General features: G+C 71.4%; 16 protein-coding genes and 1 tRNA gene. 7 read left to right on the top strand and 10 right to left on the bottom strand.

The window, feature by feature from the left end; all coding sequences use genetic code 11:
- Positions 1–10: 10 nt before the first annotated feature.
- Positions 11–949, bottom strand: a complete 939-nt coding sequence (locus OG867_RS14275) for an aminoglycoside phosphotransferase family protein (RefSeq protein WP_406285590.1) — start codon at positions 947–949, stop codon at positions 11–13.
- A gap of 33 nt (positions 950–982) precedes the next feature.
- Between OG867_RS14275 and OG867_RS14280 the strand changes: the two genes are divergently transcribed.
- Positions 983–1642, top strand: coding sequence for a rhomboid-like protein (locus OG867_RS14280; protein ID WP_328904404.1), 660 nt, complete (start codon positions 983–985; stop codon positions 1640–1642).
- Between the two features lie 32 nt (positions 1643–1674).
- On the opposite strand, the gene OG867_RS14285 is transcribed toward OG867_RS14280, so the two are convergent.
- A tRNA-Thr gene (locus tag OG867_RS14285) sits at positions 1675–1751 on the bottom strand.
- Between the two features lie 180 nt (positions 1752–1931).
- Between OG867_RS14285 and OG867_RS14290 the strand changes: the two genes are divergently transcribed.
- The 3 genes from OG867_RS14290 (at position 1932) to OG867_RS14300 (ending at position 4486) form a co-directional block, all read left to right on the top strand.
- Complete coding sequence (locus OG867_RS14290) at positions 1932–3068, top strand: sn-glycerol-3-phosphate ABC transporter ATP-binding protein UgpC (RefSeq protein ID WP_328901417.1); 1137 nt, start codon at positions 1932–1934, stop codon at positions 3066–3068.
- A gap of 229 nt (positions 3069–3297) precedes the next feature.
- Positions 3298–3729, top strand: a complete 432-nt coding sequence (locus OG867_RS14295; protein WP_406285592.1) for a hypothetical protein — start codon at positions 3298–3300, stop codon at positions 3727–3729.
- 46 nt (positions 3730–3775) lie between these two features.
- The gene (locus OG867_RS14300) at positions 3776–4486 is read left to right on the top strand and encodes a nucleotidyltransferase family protein (RefSeq protein ID WP_328901415.1); all 711 of its coding nucleotides are present in this window, start codon (positions 3776–3778) and stop codon (positions 4484–4486) included.
- Between the two features lie 71 nt (positions 4487–4557).
- Here OG867_RS14300 and OG867_RS14305 read toward each other — a convergent pair whose 3' ends face one another.
- From OG867_RS14305 to OG867_RS14330, 6 genes are all read right to left on the bottom strand, one after another.
- Positions 4558–6171, bottom strand: a complete 1614-nt coding sequence (locus OG867_RS14305) for a DoxX family membrane protein (RefSeq protein WP_406285594.1) — start codon at positions 6169–6171, stop codon at positions 4558–4560.
- Positions 6172–6362: 191 nt separating this feature from the next.
- Positions 6363–7319: a 23S rRNA (guanosine(2251)-2'-O)-methyltransferase RlmB gene (rlmB, locus tag OG867_RS14310; protein ID WP_406285596.1), complete on the bottom strand. Its 957-nt coding sequence runs from the start codon at positions 7317–7319 to the stop codon at positions 6363–6365.
- 80 nt (positions 7320–7399) lie between these two features.
- Entirely contained in the window at positions 7400–8803 is a 1404-nt protein-coding gene (gene cysS / locus OG867_RS14315) for a cysteine--tRNA ligase (protein ID WP_406285598.1), read from the bottom strand.
- A gap of 85 nt (positions 8804–8888) precedes the next feature.
- Positions 8889–9407, bottom strand: a complete 519-nt coding sequence (ispF, locus tag OG867_RS14320; protein WP_328901411.1) for a 2-C-methyl-D-erythritol 2,4-cyclodiphosphate synthase — start codon at positions 9405–9407, stop codon at positions 8889–8891.
- Entirely contained in the window at positions 9397–10143 is a 747-nt protein-coding gene (gene ispD, locus OG867_RS14325; protein ID WP_406285601.1) for a 2-C-methyl-D-erythritol 4-phosphate cytidylyltransferase, read from the bottom strand. Before ispD ends, ispF begins: the two co-directional genes overlap by 11 nt.
- A 359-nt stretch (positions 10144–10502) precedes the next feature.
- Positions 10503–10985, bottom strand: a complete 483-nt coding sequence (locus tag OG867_RS14330; RefSeq protein WP_006380568.1) for a CarD family transcriptional regulator — start codon at positions 10983–10985, stop codon at positions 10503–10505.
- A gap of 610 nt (positions 10986–11595) precedes the next feature.
- Between OG867_RS14330 and OG867_RS14335 the strand changes: the two genes are divergently transcribed.
- On the top strand, positions 11596–12246 hold the full coding sequence (locus OG867_RS14335) for a DUF461 domain-containing protein (protein WP_406285604.1): 651 nt from the start codon (positions 11596–11598) through the stop codon (positions 12244–12246).
- An 82-nt stretch (positions 12247–12328) separates the two neighbouring features.
- On the opposite strand, the gene OG867_RS14340 is transcribed toward OG867_RS14335, so the two are convergent.
- Together OG867_RS14340 and OG867_RS14345 are read right to left on the bottom strand one after the other, a co-directional pair.
- Positions 12329–13009: a response regulator transcription factor gene (locus OG867_RS14340; protein WP_328901408.1), complete on the bottom strand. Its 681-nt coding sequence runs from the start codon at positions 13007–13009 to the stop codon at positions 12329–12331.
- Positions 13006–14280, bottom strand: a complete 1275-nt coding sequence (locus OG867_RS14345; protein ID WP_406285606.1) for a sensor histidine kinase — start codon at positions 14278–14280, stop codon at positions 13006–13008. The genes OG867_RS14340 and OG867_RS14345 overlap by 4 nt, the downstream gene beginning before the upstream one ends.
- Before the next feature lie 208 nt (positions 14281–14488).
- Here OG867_RS14345 and phoU point away from each other — a divergent pair, with 208 nt between their 5' ends.
- Both phoU and OG867_RS14355 read left to right on the top strand, forming a co-directional pair.
- Positions 14489–15166, top strand: a complete 678-nt coding sequence (gene phoU, locus OG867_RS14350) for a phosphate signaling complex protein PhoU (RefSeq protein ID WP_328901406.1) — start codon at positions 14489–14491, stop codon at positions 15164–15166.
- A gap of 237 nt (positions 15167–15403) precedes the next feature.
- A complete protein-coding gene (locus tag OG867_RS14355) occupies positions 15404–15553 on the top strand; it encodes a hypothetical protein (RefSeq protein WP_185992863.1) in 150 nt (49 codons plus the stop codon).
- Positions 15554–15559: the final 6 nt, after the last annotated feature.

Genomic DNA, 15559 nt, shown 5'->3' on the forward strand with positions numbered 1-15559 from the left:
CCGCCGAAAGCTACGCCCGGCCCATCCGTCGGACAGACCCCCGCACCACCCGCGCGATCTCCGCCTGCTCCGGCGCCAGCCGCCGCGACCCGCCCTCCGCCGACCAGCACGCGTTCTGGAGCACCCTCCCCAGGGTCCAGGCCGCCGCCCTGCCCCGGTCGAGCCCCAGCACCCCGGTCATCGCGTTGAACCGCTTCCCCACCGCGCCCGCGTCGAACCGGTCCACCAGCGCGGGCAGCAGTTCGAACCCCGGGTCCCCCACCAAGGGCTTCGGGTCGATGGCCACCCACCCGGCGCCGTCCTCCCCCGCCAGCACGTTCCCGAAGTGCAGGTCCCAGTGCAGCAGCCGGTCTCCCGGCTCCCCCGCCACCTCACGCACCGCCGCCGCACAGTCCCGTACGAGCCCCCGCTCCTCCTCGTCCACCAGTGCCGCCACGACATCCGGCGCGGCGGCCAGCATCCGCGCGGCGGCCTCCCCGAGCCCTCGCAGCCCGGCCCCGGCCCCCTTCGCGCGCTCCCCCGGCCGCACCGCCGTCAGCTCCGCCAGCAGCCCCGCGATCACCCGGACCGCCCGGTCCGGGTCCGGCTCGCCCGCCAGCGAACGGTGTCCGTCCAGCCGCTCCAGGAGCATCGACCCGGTCTCCGGATCGTGCTCCAGCAACCGCACCGCCCCGGCCCCCGCCGCATCCCACAGCCGCAGCGCGACCGGCTCCCCCGCCGTCTCCGCGTCCACCGGCTGCAACTTCAGCACCGCCCGCCGCCCGTCCCCCGCCCGCACCACCGGCAGGACCAGCGCGCACACCCCGTACATCGCCGCACCGTCCCGGCGCAGCCCCCACCGCTCCAGGAACTCCGCCGCCAGCCCCGGCAGCGCCGCCACGAACGCCCGGCCAGCCTCCCCGTTGTATGCGGACTGAGTAGCGATGAGCGCATCCGGAATGTCGATCACGCCCCCGATCGTAGGAGCGTGCGTCAATCGGGCATGCCCTCCGGCCACCCAGCCCCGCCCGCCCGGCCCCGCACCACCCCCGCCGGGCGGCTGCTCCGCACCCTCGGCTCCTGGATCCGCAGCGCCCCCGGCACGTACCTCTGGCTGACCGCCCTCTTCGTCACCACGGTGATCGTCCACCAGATGTCACCGGCCTTCGAGGAGGAGTTCCTCCGCCAGCGCTCCACCAACATCCACGAGCTCTCCCGTAACCCCGTCCGCGTCCTCATCACCAGCGCCTTCTGGATCGACAGCGGACAGTGGCTCCCCTACGCCGTCCTCTACACCGTCTTCCACGCCCCCGCCGAACGCCGCCTCGGCACCCTGCGCTGGCTCACCGTCGCCGCGACCGCGCACGTCCTCGCCACCCTCGTCAGCGAGGGCATCCTCGCCTGGGCCATCCGCCACGGCCACGCCCCGGCCTCCGCCGCCAACACCCTCGACGTGGGCGTCAGCTACGCCCTGGCCGGCGTGGTCGCGGTCCTCACCTATTACGTCCCCCGCCCCTGGCGCCCGGCCTACCTCTTCGCGGTCCTGGTGATCTACACGGTCCCCCTGATCACCAACCCGACGTTCACGGACATCGGCCACCTGACAGCGGCACTGATCGGCCTGGGGTGCTACCCGCTGACCCGACGCGGAACAGAGGCATGAAAAAACCAGGCCGGGGAAGACCGGCCTGGCGGTGGAGCCCCCTGTCGGATTCGAACCGACGACCTACGCATTACAAGTGCGTTGCTCTGGCCAGCTGAGCTAAGGAGGCGTGCCGGAGCAGTCTAACCAACCCGGCCCCCGGCACCGTGCAGAAATTTCACAGCCAGGGAACTACTGACAGATCCGAAACCGCCAGGTAGCGTCCATGCAGGTTCACTCAGATGGACCAGACCACTCCCTTACAACGGATCGTCCGGCACGTTCCTGCCGGTGGAGGAGAAGAATCAGCATGGCCAGTGTCACGTTCGACAAGGCGTCCCGCGTCTACCCCGGCTCCACGAAGCCCGCGGTCGACCAGCTCGAGATCGACATCGCGGACGGCGAGTTCCTCGTCCTCGTCGGTCCCTCCGGTTGTGGCAAGTCCACCTCGCTCCGCATGCTCGCGGGTCTTGAGGACGTCAACGGCGGTGCGATCCGCATCGGTGACCGCGACGTCACGCACCTGCCGCCGAAGGACCGGGACATCGCCATGGTGTTCCAGAACTACGCGCTGTACCCGCACATGTCCGTCGCGGACAACATGGGCTTCGCGCTCAAGATCGCCGGTATCAACAAGACCGAGATCCGGGCGAAGGTCGAAGAGGCCGCCAAGATGCTGGACCTCACCGACTACCTGGACCGCAAGCCGAAGGCGCTCTCCGGTGGTCAGCGCCAGCGTGTGGCGATGGGCCGCGCGATCGTGCGTGAGCCGCAGGTCTTCCTCATGGACGAGCCGCTGTCGAACCTCGACGCCAAGCTCCGTGTCTCCACCCGTACGCAGATCGCCTCGCTCCAGCGCCGCCTGGGCATCACCACCGTGTACGTCACGCACGACCAGGTCGAGGCCCTCACCATGGGCGACCGCGTCGCGGTCCTCAAGGACGGTCTCCTCCAGCAGGTCGACTCGCCGCGCAACATGTACGACCGCCCGGCCAACCTCTTCGTGGCCGGCTTCATCGGCTCCCCCGCGATGAACCTGGTCGAGGTCCCGATCACCGACGGTGGCGTGAAGTTCGGCAACAGCGTCGTCCCGGTCTCCCGCGAGGCGCTGACCGCCGCCGCGGACCGCGGCGACACCACCGTCACGGTCGGCATCCGCCCCGAGCACTTCGACATCGTGGAGCACGGCGGCGCCGCCGCGAAGTCCCTCACCAAGGACTCCTCGGACGCCCCGGCCGGCCTGGCCGTCTCGGTCAACGTGGTCGAGGAGCTCGGCGCCGACGGCTTCGTCTACGGTGCCGCCGAGGTCGGGGGCGAGCACAAGGACCTGGTCGTCCGCGTCGGCGGCCGCGCCGTCCCGGAGAAGGGCACCAAGCTGCACGTCGTGCCCCGCCCGGACGAGCTGCACGTCTTCGCCACGTCGACCGGTGAGCGCCTCACCGACTGACGTCGCACCCGCTGTACGGTGGCCCCGCACGATCTTCGTGCGGGGCCACCGCGCGTCGCGGGCCCGGTTCGAAGCGCCGGACGCGTGTAAAGCGGCGGAGGCGAATTCCCCGCCAGAACGGTCATTTCGCTTCCGTTCGTCAACACGCGATTCGAAAAGCACACTCGAACCATCCCCCGCGAGGGTGACGTAATGTCGCCATGTCATCACCGGCCGCTACGCTCGCTGCGTGACCCACACCGTGCGCCGTATCGGCCGAACTCTCGCTTTCGTACTGCCCGTCGTCATGGTCCTGTCCGGGACCCTCGCGGTCACCGCCGTGCCGTGGGCAGCCAGCAACTCCGACTCGCAGCTCCTCGCCGCGTCGGCCCGTACCGTCTCCGACGCCAAGGGTGCCAAGGCCGCCGTCAAGCCGCGCGCCCCGCAGGACGTCCTGCGCGACCGGCTCCTCCAGGAGCTCCGCGCCAAGGACCCGGGCGTCGCGCTGACAGACCTCCAGCGCGCCGTCGAGGGACGCCCGTCGCTCGCCAAGCACTGCATGTCCCTCGCGAAGACCCTGGGCAAGGCGGCCGTCGACAAGTACGGCCCGACGCGCGCGCACCGCTTCTCGCGCCCCGTCTGCGACACCTCGTTCGCCTCGGGCGTCGCCCAGTTCAGCTGACCGACGCGACGCTCCCCGCTGCCGGGCACGGCTTATCGTGCCTGGCATGCATACGTTTCCGACGCAGGCCGTGATCCTGGCGGGTGGCCAGGGGTCACGGCTGCGCCCGTATACCGATGACCGCCCCAAGCCGATGGTCGAGATCCCGGGTACCGGGACGCCGATCATCGGCCATCAGCTTTCCTGGCTGGCCGCCGAGGGCGTGACCGATGCCGTGGTGTCGTGCGGGCACCTGGCCGAGGTGCTCCAGGAGTGGCTGGCAGACGCGGTGCTTCCGCTGCGCGTGACGACGGTGGTGGAGTCCGAGCCGCTGGGACGCGGCGGCGGCCTGAAGTACGCGGCGACGCGCCTGCCCGAGCCGGACGAGCCGTGGTACGCGACCAACGGGGACATCTGGACGCGGTTCTCGCTGCGCGAGATGGCGGCGTTCCACGCGGAACGCGACGCCACGGCGACACTGGCGCTGGCACGGCCCCGGATTCCGTGGGGCGCGGTCGAGACGGACGCGTTCGGGCACATCACCGACTTCATCGAGGCGCCGCCGTCGCCGTATCTGATCAATGCCGGGGTGTACGTGTTCTCCCCCGCTTTCAAGGGAACGCTGCCGGACCGGGGCGACCACGAGCGGACCACGTTCCCGCGACTGGCCCGCGAACGCCGACTGGCCGGTTATCCGTTGCCGCACGGGGCGTACTGGCGGGCGATCGACACCGCGAAGGACCTGACGGAGGCCGCCAAGGAGCTGGACGGGCGGTAGGGCGTACGAAAACGGGGCGGACCCGGAGGATTTCCTCCGAGCCCGCCCCGTTCCCGTGTGGGCGCCCGCCGTCAGCCCAGGAGGCCGCCGATCGGGTTGCGGCCCCCGCTGTCGTCGCCGCCCGAGGTGGAGCCGGGGTCGGGGTCGGTGCCGCCGGTGCTGGAGCCGCCGCCGGTGCCGGTGCTCCCGGAGGAACTGGGGCCGGAGCTGGTGGCGGGCGGCTGCTGGGGGGTGGTCTGCCGCGGGGGCTGCTGGCCGGTGCCCTGCGTCTGGCTGGGCTGCCCGGTGCTCGCGCCCGCGGCCTGGCCCGTCTCGCGGACGCTGTCCGAGGAGGGGGTGGAGGCGTCGGCGGACGGGGTGTGCGGTGCGGTGCTGTGCGAGGGCGTGGGCTGGTGGCCGGTGGGGCTCTTGGACGCCTTGCCCTTGCGGGACTTGTCGGGGAGGGGCGAGCCGGGCAGCTGGTTGGTCGGGACACCGTGGGGGCCGGGGACGGTGACGACCTCCGTGGAGCGGACGGCGCCGCCGAGGACGGAGCCGATGAGCAGGGTAAGGCCGACGACGACGCTGGCGACGACGGCGCCCCGGCGCAGCACACGGCGGCGCAGGTCCCAGATCTCGGAGCGGGGGCCGAGCTTGCGCCAGGCTTCCCCGGCGAGCCGTCCGTCGATGGAGTAGACGGGGGCGCCCGCGATGATCAGGGGGCTCCAGGCGGCGAGGTAGATGATGTCCGGCGCGTCGTAGGCGGCGACGGTGCGCCAGCTGACGGTGACCAGGAGGGCGGCGGACAGCAGGGCGCCGACGGTGGCGGCGACGCGCTGCCAGAGCCCGAGGACGGTGAGGACGCCGACGACGACCTGGAGGAAGGCGATCGAGAGCCCGGCGCCGACCGGGTGCGAGAGGGCGAACTCGCGCAGCGGCTCGGCCAGCGCCCACGGGTGGAGCGAGTTGAGCCACTTGACCATCGAGCCGCGCTCGCCGCCGTCGAAGTAGACGGGGTCGCAGAGCTTGCCCATGCCCGCGTAGATGGAGATGAAGCCGAGGAAGACCCGCATCGGCAGCAGAACGACGCCGAGGTTCATGCGGCGGCCCGGGTAGTACGCGTGGCGCACGTCGTCGGTGCCGCTCTGGCGCCGGCCACGGTCCTCCTCGTCGGTGAGGTCGCCGGCGGACTCGTCGTCGTACGGGCCCCGCGCGTCGTAGCCGTCCGGGGCGTACGGGCCCGGGTCGACCGGGTCGTAGGCGCCGACCGCCCGGCGCATGGGGGGCAGCAGGGGGCCGCCGCCGGAGCGGGGTGCGCCGATGACCGGGTTGGGCTGGGTCTCTTCGAGGGGGGACTCGTCGAGGCGCGGGATGACCTGGGTGCCGGCGCCGCCACGTCCCTGGTCGAACTCGTACGAGGCGTACGGGTCGTAGGGGTCGTACGCGGTGTCGGGGCGGCCGGCGGTGGAGTTGCGTACGGCCTGGAGGAGTCCGGTGGCGCCGGGGTCGCCGGGGGCGGACTTGCCGCTCCAGACGACGGGGGCGCGCCGGCCGCGACCGGCTCCGGGGGCGCTCATGGCGGGGATCCTGGGCGCGCCGGCGGGGGTCACACCGCGCAGCCGTGCGCGCTGGCCGGGGGCGAGCTGCACCCGGAAGCTGGCGTGGTTGACGATGACCTGCGCAGGGTCGCAGTCCACCTTGGTCATGCTCAGGGCGGGTAGTTCGTCGAACCGAGGCGTTCTGGTGTCCACACTCATCTAACCGAGTGATGTGTGATTAGGACACTGCCTCGACCGTGTCGAAGGTGTCCGAGACCCGTCAACAGGTGGTGGTGGGTTGCGCGGGGGCGCGTGCACGTGCGCGCGCGCCCCCGCCGGCCCGTTCCGGGCCGGGTGGATCAGGCGCGGCGGCGCGCGACCTCGTACATGACGATGCCGGCGGCGACACCGGCGTTGAGCGATTCGGCGCCGCCCGGCATGTTGATGCGGACGCGGTAGTCGCAGGTCTCGCCGACGAGGCGGCCGAGGCCCTTGCCCTCGCTGCCGATGACGATGACGACGGGCCCGCCGAGCGCTTCGAGGTCCTCGACGGTGTGCTCGCCGTCGGCGGCGAGGCCGACGACCGCGATGCCCTCCTTCTTGAACGCTTCGAGGGCGCGGGTCAGGTTGGTGACCTTGGAGACGGGGGTACGGGCGGCGGTGCCGGCCGAGGACTTCCAGGCGCCCGCGGTCATGCCGGCCGCGCGGCGCTCGGGGACGACGACGCCGTGACCGCCGAAGGCGGAGACGGAGCGGACGATCGCGCCGAGGTTGCGCGGGTCGGTGACGCCGTCGAGGGCGACGATGAGCGGGTCCTCGCCGTTGTCGTACGCGGCTTCGAGGAGGTCCTGCGGGTCGGCGTACTCGTAGGGCGGGACCTGGAGGACGAGACCCTGGTGGTTGAGCCCGCCCGTCATGCGGTCGAGCTCGGGGCGCGGCGCCTCCATGAGGTTGATGTTGCCGCGCTCACCGGCGAGCTGAAGGGCCTCACGGACGCGCTCGTCGTTGTCGATGTACTGCTGGACGTAGAGCGTGGTGGCGGGGACGCCGTCGCGCAGGGCCTCGAACACCGGGTTGCGGCCGACGACCATCTCCGAGGTGCCCTTGACACCGCCGCGCCGGGGGGCGGGGCGGCGGTTGGCGGCCTGCTTGGCCTTGGCGGTCGCGATGCGGTTCTTCTTGTGCTTCTTGCGCTCCTCGGCGGGCGGGGTGGGGCCCTTGCCTTCGAGGCCCCGGCGTCGCTGGCCACCGCTGCCGACCGTGGCGCCCTTCTTGTTGGACGTGCGGCGGTTCCTGCGCTGGCTGTTCCCGGCCATGACCTACCTGTTTCGTTGCTTCGTCGTGCGTACGTATAAGTGCAGTGTGCCGCCCGGCGGACCGGGCGGCATGTGGTGGGCTACTGGCGCGGGCCGAGTGTCCACCGGGGGCCGGACGGGCTGTCCTCGATGACGAGTCCGGACTGGTTGAGTTGGTCGCGGATGGCGTCGGCGGCGGCCCAGTCCTTGCGGGCGCGCGCGGACTGCCGCTGGTCGAGGACGAGGCGGACCAGGGTGTCCACCACGCCGTGGAGGTCGTCGCCGCGGTCGCCCTCCCCGGCCCAGTGGTCGTCCAGCGGGTCGAGGCCGAGGACGCCCAGCATGGCGCGGACCTCGGCGAGCCGCGCGACGGCGGCTTCCTTGTCGTCGGCGGCGAGGGCGGAGTTGCCCTGGCGGACCGTGGTGTGGACGATCGCGAGGGCCTGTGGAACGCCGAGGTCGTCGTCCATGGCTTCGGCGAAGGCGGGCGGCACCTCGGCGGCCGGGGCGACGGTCTCGCCGGCCTTCTCGGTGACGCGCTGGATGAAGCCCTCGATGCGGGCGAACGCGGACTCGGCCTCGCGCAGGGCCTCCTCGCTGTACTCGATCATGGACCGGTAGTGCGGGGTGCCCAGGTAGTAGCGCAGGACGATGGGGCGCCAGGTCTTGACCATCTCGCTGACGAGCACGGAGTTGCCCAGCGACTTCGACATCTTCTCGCCGGACATGGTGACCCAGCCGTTGTGCACCCAGTAGCCCGCGAAGTCGTCGCCGAACGCCTTGGCCTGGGCGATCTCGTTCTCGTGGTGCGGGAAGATCAGGTCGATGCCGCCGCCGTGGATGTCGAAGGCGGTGCCGAGGTACTTGTGCGCCATGGCGGAGCACTCCAGGTGCCAGCCGGGGCGGCCGCGGCCCCAGGGCGTCTCCCAGCTGGGCTCGCCGGGCTTCGACGCCTTCCACATGGCGAAGTCGCGCTGGTCGCGCTTGCCGGTCTCGCCCTCGCCGGAGGGCTGGCGCAGATCGTCCAGCTCCTGGTTGGACAGCTGCAGATAGCCGTCGTACGAGCGCACGTCGAAGTAGACGTTGCCCTCGGCGGCGTACGCGTGGCCGCGCTCGATGAGGCCCCGCATCATCTCGACCATCTCCGGGACGTGCCCGGTCGCGCGCGGTTCGTAGGTGGGCGGCAGGCAGCCGAGCGCGTCGTAGCCCGCGTTGAACGCCCGCTCGTTCTCGTAACCGATGGACCACCAGGGGCGGCCCTGCTCGGCGGACTTGGCGATGATCTTGTCGTCGATGTCCGTGACGTTCCGGACGAACGTCACCTCGTAGCCGCGGTGGGCGAACCAGCGGCGCATGATGTCGAAGTTCAGTCCGGACCTGATGTGCCCGATGTGCGGGGCGGCCTGGACGGTAGCGCCACAGAGGTAGATCGAGACACAGCCCGCTGCGAGCGGGACGAAGTCACGGATCTGCCGGGCGCTGGTGTCGTACAGGCGAATAGTCACCCCTCAAGGGTAGTGGGCCCGCACCAGTGCCCCGCGCCCCTGTGGATATCGCGGTCGCAGTTGTTACGGGGCGGGCGCGGGCGGGTCAGCCGGTGCGGTGGACGAGGGCGGTCGCGAGGCCCGCGATGCCCTCGCCGCGGCCGGTGAAACCCAGCCCGTCGGAGGTCGCGGCGGACAGCGAGACGGGGGCGCCGACCGCGTCGGACAGCACCTGCTGCGCCTCCTCGCGCCGCTTGCCGATCTTCGGGCGTACGCCGACGACCTGCACGGCCACGTTGCCGATCTCGAACCCCGCCGCGCGGACGATGCGGGCGGCCTCCGCGAGCAGGGTGACCCCGGCGGCGCCGGACCACTCGGGGCGCCCGGTGCCGAAGTGCTGCCCGAGGTCGCCGAGGCCGGCGGCGGAGAAGAGCGCGTTGCACGCGGCATGGGCGACGACGTCCGCGTCGGAGTGGCCGGCCAGGCCGGGGCCCTCGCCGTCCCAGCGCAGACCGGCGCACCACAGCTCGCGGCCCTCCTCGAAGGCGTGGATGTCGGTGCCGATGCCGACGAGCGGGATGACGGGGGCGGGGGCCTGGGCGGGCCCGGTGGTCTCAGAAGCCATCGTTGGCCCTCCTGCGTGCGAGAACCGCCTCGGCCAGGACCAGGTCCAGGGGGCGGGTGACCTTGAACGCCTCTTCGTGTCCGGGGACGACGACGACGGGCGCGCCGAGCTGTTCGACCATGCCGGCGTCGTCGGTCGCGCCCTCGCCGCTGACGGCGACCTGCTCGTGGGCGCGGAGCAGGGTGGCGCGGTCGAAGCCCTGCGGGGTCTGTACGGCCCTGAGCCGGGCGCGGGCCGGGGTGGAGAGCACCGGCTCGGGCGCGCCGGGGGCCCCGGGCTCGACCTCCTTGACGGTGTCGGCGAGCGGCAGGGCGGGAACCACGGCGGGGGCGCCGTCGCGTACGGCCTCGACGACGGCGTCGACGGTGTCCACGGGGACGAGGGGCCGGGCCGCGTCGTGCACCAGGACGGCGGAGATGGTGTCGGGGAGCGCGTCGAGGCCGCGTTTCACGGATTCCTGGCGGGTGTCGGCGCCGGGCACGACGAGGAAGTCGGTGCGCTCCGGCAGGGCGTACTCGTCCAGGAGGGTGCGGACCTCTGCGACGCCCTCGGGCGGGGCGACGACGACGACCAGGGACACGTGCCGGGAGGCCGCCATGGCGCGGACGGCGTGCACGAGCATGGGCGTCCCGCCGAGCGCGCGGAGCGCCTTGGGGGCGCCGGGGCCGAGCCGTACGCCGCGGCCGGCCGCGGGGATCACGGCGGCCGTGCGGTAAGGACGCGGTTCTTCAGACATCGGTTGCACTCCGAGGCTTCGGCATGTTTGTGTCCACGGTGGACGTGGGTATGGCCACAAGCGAGCCGGGCGCTGCGCCATGACTCGACCGGGACCCTTTCCGTGACCCCGGGGCGAGCCGGGACGCGCCGCGGCCGTTCGGGGTCGGTCTCGCACGCCGGGTTCAGCAAGATCGCGAGCAACGTACCAAGGACGTGTACCGGGGGATGATCGGCGCGTGGCCGGAATTCGCCGTTGGATTGCGGTCCGGACATGCCGCAGCGCCCGACGACACAGCGTGAATACAGCTGGTCAGCGGGCACCGCGGCACATTATCTACGGCCGGTGCGATCCGGTCGTCATGACCGGTGCCATCCGGTTCAGGATGCGAGGACCTCGTCGAGGAGAGCCTCGGCCTTGTCCTCGTTGGTGTTCTCCGCGAGAGCGAGCTCGCTCACCAGGATCTGCCGCGCCTTGGCGAGCATGCGCTTCTCACCTGCGGAGAGTCCGCGCTCACGCTCACGACGCCACAGGTCGCGAACCACTTCGGCGACCTTGATGACATCACCGGATGCGAGCTTCTCGAGATTTGCCTTGTAACGCCGGGACCAGTTCGTCGGCTCCTCGGCATACGGTGCGCGCAGCACCTCGAAGACGCGGTCCAGCCCTTCCTGCCCGACTACGTCGCGCACGCCCACGAACTCCGCATTGTCCGCCGGCACACGCACCGTCAAGTCGCCCTGAGCGACCTTGAGCACCAAGTAGGTCTTGTCCACGCCTTTGATCTGGCGAGTTTCGATAGCCTCGATCAGCGCGGCCCCGTGATGGGGATAGACCACGGTGTCGCCAACCTTGAACGTCATGTGACAGGTACCCCTTCCGTGGCTATCAAGCGTAACACGAGAATCGCCACTCCTGAATGGCGTTTTCGCAGGTCAGGGCATATCTCGGGGCTTGACAAGAGAGACAGGAACGTGCTGCGGAGGCCCCGCGGAAGACGGTATTCGCAGGTCGGAGCGGCTGTCCGGCGACAGAGAAACGCGGACGTTACACACACCCCGACCCGCTTCGAAGAGGTCGAACGTCCCGTTTTGTCGGGTTCCACTTGCTGAACTTTCCGTAGCCCGTTCGATGATGGATCACTCGTTCGGACGTAAGTACCCATGGCCAATGAAATTGATCAACGTACGACCCCGGCGGGGATTATGCGCAATGAATGCGCCACCGTCCGTGAACAGCACAGGAAGCCCAGGGCGAACGCGTGGCCGGAATTTGATCAAGCGCGTTATGTGCGGGGACTGCGAATGTCCGTACGTGTCCGGGTGCCGCGATCACGGACCCGTCAGGGGCGGGTCGGGTGCGAGGCGGCGAGGAGGGCTCGGTAACCTGACGGCTGACAGACCCTTAGGGCGGCTTTACCCCAGGCGCCCGACCCGTCCGAACCGTCCGCACGTTCAAGGAGTTGCCGCCGCCGTGAGCCGCAGCCTTCGACACGGCGCCCTCGCCGCCACTGCCATCGCGTTCTCGATCACCGCGCTCACCGCATGCGGTGCGGGCAACAACGCGCAGACGCTCGAAGTCCGCCCGGACAACGCCTCCACCCGGTCCGGCGACATCAAGATCCAGAACGCCAACGTCATCACCCAGCCCGAGCGCGAGGCCAAGGGCCCGGCGGTCGTCACCGCCACGGTGTTCAACAACGGCTCCCAGGCGGAGACCCTGGACTCCATCACCCTGAAGGGCGGCAGCGGCACCGTGCAGCTGCACCCCGCCGAGGGCTCGGGTCCGGTCGTCGTCCCGGCCGGCGGCCGGGTGATCCTGGGCGGCCAGGGCAACGCCTCCGCCGTCATCGAGAACGGCGACGAGGCCACGGAGAACGGCAACGTGCAGCCGCTGGTCTTCAAGCTCAGCCGCTCCGGCGACATCTCGCTGACCGCCTCGGTCGTCCCGGCGAAGCACTACTTCAAGGGCTTCGGCCCCAGCGCGCTGCCCCAGCCGTCGGAGACGCCGGACGCCTCGCCGTCCGGTTCCCCGACCGGCTCCGCGTCGCCTGACGCGTCCGGGAGCCCGTCCGGCGAGGCGTCGGCCTCGTCCTCGGCCTCCGAGTCCGGCCAGCCCGGCTGAGCCGCACCCCGCACCGCACATGGCCGAGGCGCCTTCCCCGCCGGGGGGAGGCGCCTCGGCCATGTCATGCGTACGGGCCGGCCTACGGCTCGAACTTGTACCCGAGGCCCCGGACCGTCACCAGGAACCTGGGCGCGCCCGGGTCCGGCTCGATCTTGGCGCGCAGCCGCTTCACGTGGACGTCGAGGGTCTTGGTGTCGCCCACGTAGTCCGCGCCCCAGACCCGGTCGATGAGCTGCATCCGGGTCAGCACCCGGCCCGCGTTGCGCAGCAGCATCTCCAGCAGGTCGAACTCCTTCAGCGGCAGGTCGACCTTGCCGCCGGAGACCGTGACGACGTGCCGGTCGACGTCCATGCGGACCGGTCCGGCCTCCAGGGCGGCGGGGGTCACCTCCTCGGGCTCGCCGCGCCGGCGCAGCACGGCGCGGATGCGGGCGACGAGCTCGCGGGAGGAGTAGGGCTTGGTGACGTAGTCGTCGGCCCCTATCTCCAGGCCGACGACCTTGTCGATCTCGCTGTCCTTGGCGGTCACCATGATCACGGGCACGTTGGAGCGGCTGCGCAGCTGGCGACAGACCTCGGTGCCGGGGAGTCCGGGCAGCATCAGGTCGAGCAGTACGAGGTCGGCGCCGTTGCGCTCGAACTCGTCCAGGCCGTCGGGTCCGGTGGCCGCGATGGCGACCTCGAAGCCTTCCTTGCGGAGCATGTAGGACAGGACGTCGCTGAAGGATTCCTCATCCTCGACGACAAGCACTCGGGTCACGGAAGGGCCTCCGGGGAAGGGAATGAATCGAAGGAGTCGGGGGCGGCGTCCGGATGGGACGCCTCGTCGCCGTTGACGATGAGCGGACCGCCGGACGCACGGTCCCGGCCGCGTGCGGAGCCCGCTTCGGGCAGCCGCAGGGTGAAGGTGGAGCCCTGTCCCTCCGAGCTCCACACGGTGACCTCCCCGCCGTGCGAGGCGGCCACGTGTTTGACGATGGCCAGGCCGAGGCCCGTACCACCGGTGGCGCGTGAGCGGGCCGGGTCGACGCGGTAGAAGCGTTCGAAGACCCGTTCCCGGTCCTTCTCGGAGATGCCGATGCCCTGGTCGGTCACGGCGATCTCGATCTCGTCCCCGCCGGGCACGACCACGCGGCGGGCGGCGATGCCGACGCGGGTGCGGGCGGGGCTGTAGTTGACGGCGTTCTCGACCAGGTTGCCCAGGGCCGCCGCGAGCTGGCCCCGGTTTCCCCATATCCGCAGGTCGGCGGTGCCGCCGGCGGCCATGGTGATCTGCTTGGAGCCGGCCTGCTGGCGGCAGCGGTCGATGGCCTCGGCGACCAGCTCGTCCACGCGGACCGGCTCGGCGTCCTCCAGCGGGTCGTCGTTCTGCACCCGGGAGAGGTCGATCAGCTCCTGGACGAGGTTGGTGAGCCGGGTCGCCTCGATCTGCATGCGGCGGGCGAAGTGCTCGACGGCCTCCTGGTCGTCGGAGGCGTCGAGCACGGCCTCCGAGAGCAGGGACAGGGCGCCGGTCGGGGTCTTGAGCTCATGGCTGACGTTGGCGACGAAGTCGCGCCGGACCGCCTCGATGCGGCGGGCCTCGGTGAGGTCCTCCACGAGCAGCAGCACCAGGCGGGAGCCGAGCGGGGCGACCCGCGCGGAGACGGCCAGGGCCTCGCCCCGGCCCGTACCGCGGCGCGGGAGGTCCAGTTCGACCTGCCGTATCTCGCCGTCGCGGCGGGTGTCCCGCGCCATGTTGAGCATCGGCTCCACGGCGAGGCGCCCGCCCCGGACGAGCCCCAGCGCGTACGCGGCGGAGCTGGCCTTGACGACGCTGTCACTCTCGTCCAGCACCACCGCGGAGGAGCTGAGCACGGACAGGACCGTGTCGACGCCCGGGGGCAGCGGGGCGCCGCTGTCGGGCCGCAGGGAGGTGCGCGTCGGCTTCTTCTGGTCGCGCTCGCTCCAGCGGAACGCCAGCATGGCGATCACACCGGTACCGACACCGGCGATCGCGGCAGCTGCGGCGACCGCCGCGTTCACGTCCATGTCTCCAGGTTATGCGGCACCTCGGACACTCTCCCAGCCGTCGGGGGGCCTCCTCGGTCACTCGTCGCCCAGAGTTCACCGAGGGGCAAGGGCCGGTTCACTTGGCCGGTCGGAATCCGACGCGTACGCCCGTCACGGTGGTGGCGTGGGGTTCGGAGCCGGTCGTCGGCGGGCCCCGGCCTCGGTCAAGGACTGGAGAGGGACACCCATGCGTGACGCGTACCACGAGGAACTCGACTCGATCGGCGAGGACCTGGTCGAGATGGCCCGGCTCGTCGGCTCGGCGATAGGCCGGGCGACGACGGCGATGCTCGACGCCGATCTGAAGCTGGCGGAGTCGGTGATCGCCGCCGACCAGAAGGTGGACGACCTCCAGCACGAGCTGGAGGCGCGGGCCATCGCGCTCCTGGCCCGCCAGCAGCCGGTGGCGACCGATCTGCGGATCGTGGTGACGTCGCTGCGGATGAGCGCGGACCTGGAGCGCTCGGGCGACCTCGCCCAGCACGTCGCCAAACTGGCCCGGCTGCGCTTCCCGCAGTCCGCGGTCCCGTACGACCTGCACGCCACCATCCTGGAGATGGGCCAGCTCGCGCAGCGCCTGATGGCGAAGGCGGCCGAGGTGATCGTCACCAAGGACGTCGACCTCGCGCTCCAGCTGGAGCAGGACGACGACGAGATGGACCTGCTGCACCGCGCGCTGTTCCAGCACCTGATGGACGACCGCTGGAAGCACGGCATCGAGACGGCCGTCGACGTGACGCTGCTCGGCCGCTACTACGAGCGGTTCGCGGACCACGCGGTGTCGGTGGCGAAGCGCGTGGTCTACCTGGTGACGGGTGAGCACGCGGACGAGATCCAGCAGCCCACGCCGGTCGACGGAGCTTAGAGCCGGCCGGGTCGACAGGGCTTGGACGGGCTCCGGTGCGGGAAGGGGGCGGGGCACTCGGTGGCCGGGCGCACGCCCGCGCGCACGGCTCGTACATACGTTCCTGCGCGCGTGCGCCGTTGATGCGCCCGTCCGGGTGGGCATGCAATAGGGCGGGGCGGCACGACGTGTCCGTACGCCCCGGTCGCGAGCCCCTCGGTGGGCCTGCGGCCCTGTCGTACGCCTTGAGGAGGAACCATGGCCGATTCCCCCATGACCGAACCGGAGCGGGAGGCCCCCGCCGAGGTGGTGCCGCTGACCGTGCTGGGCGCCTGCGGCTGCGGATCGGGCTGCGGGTGCGGCTGCCAGTCCGGAGCGCCGTGCCAGTGCGGGGGCTGCTCCGGCTGACACCGC

This window comes from Streptomyces sp. NBC_00209 (assembly GCF_045206345.1).
Classification (GTDB): Bacteria; Actinomycetota; Actinomycetes; order Streptomycetales; family Streptomycetaceae; genus Streptomyces.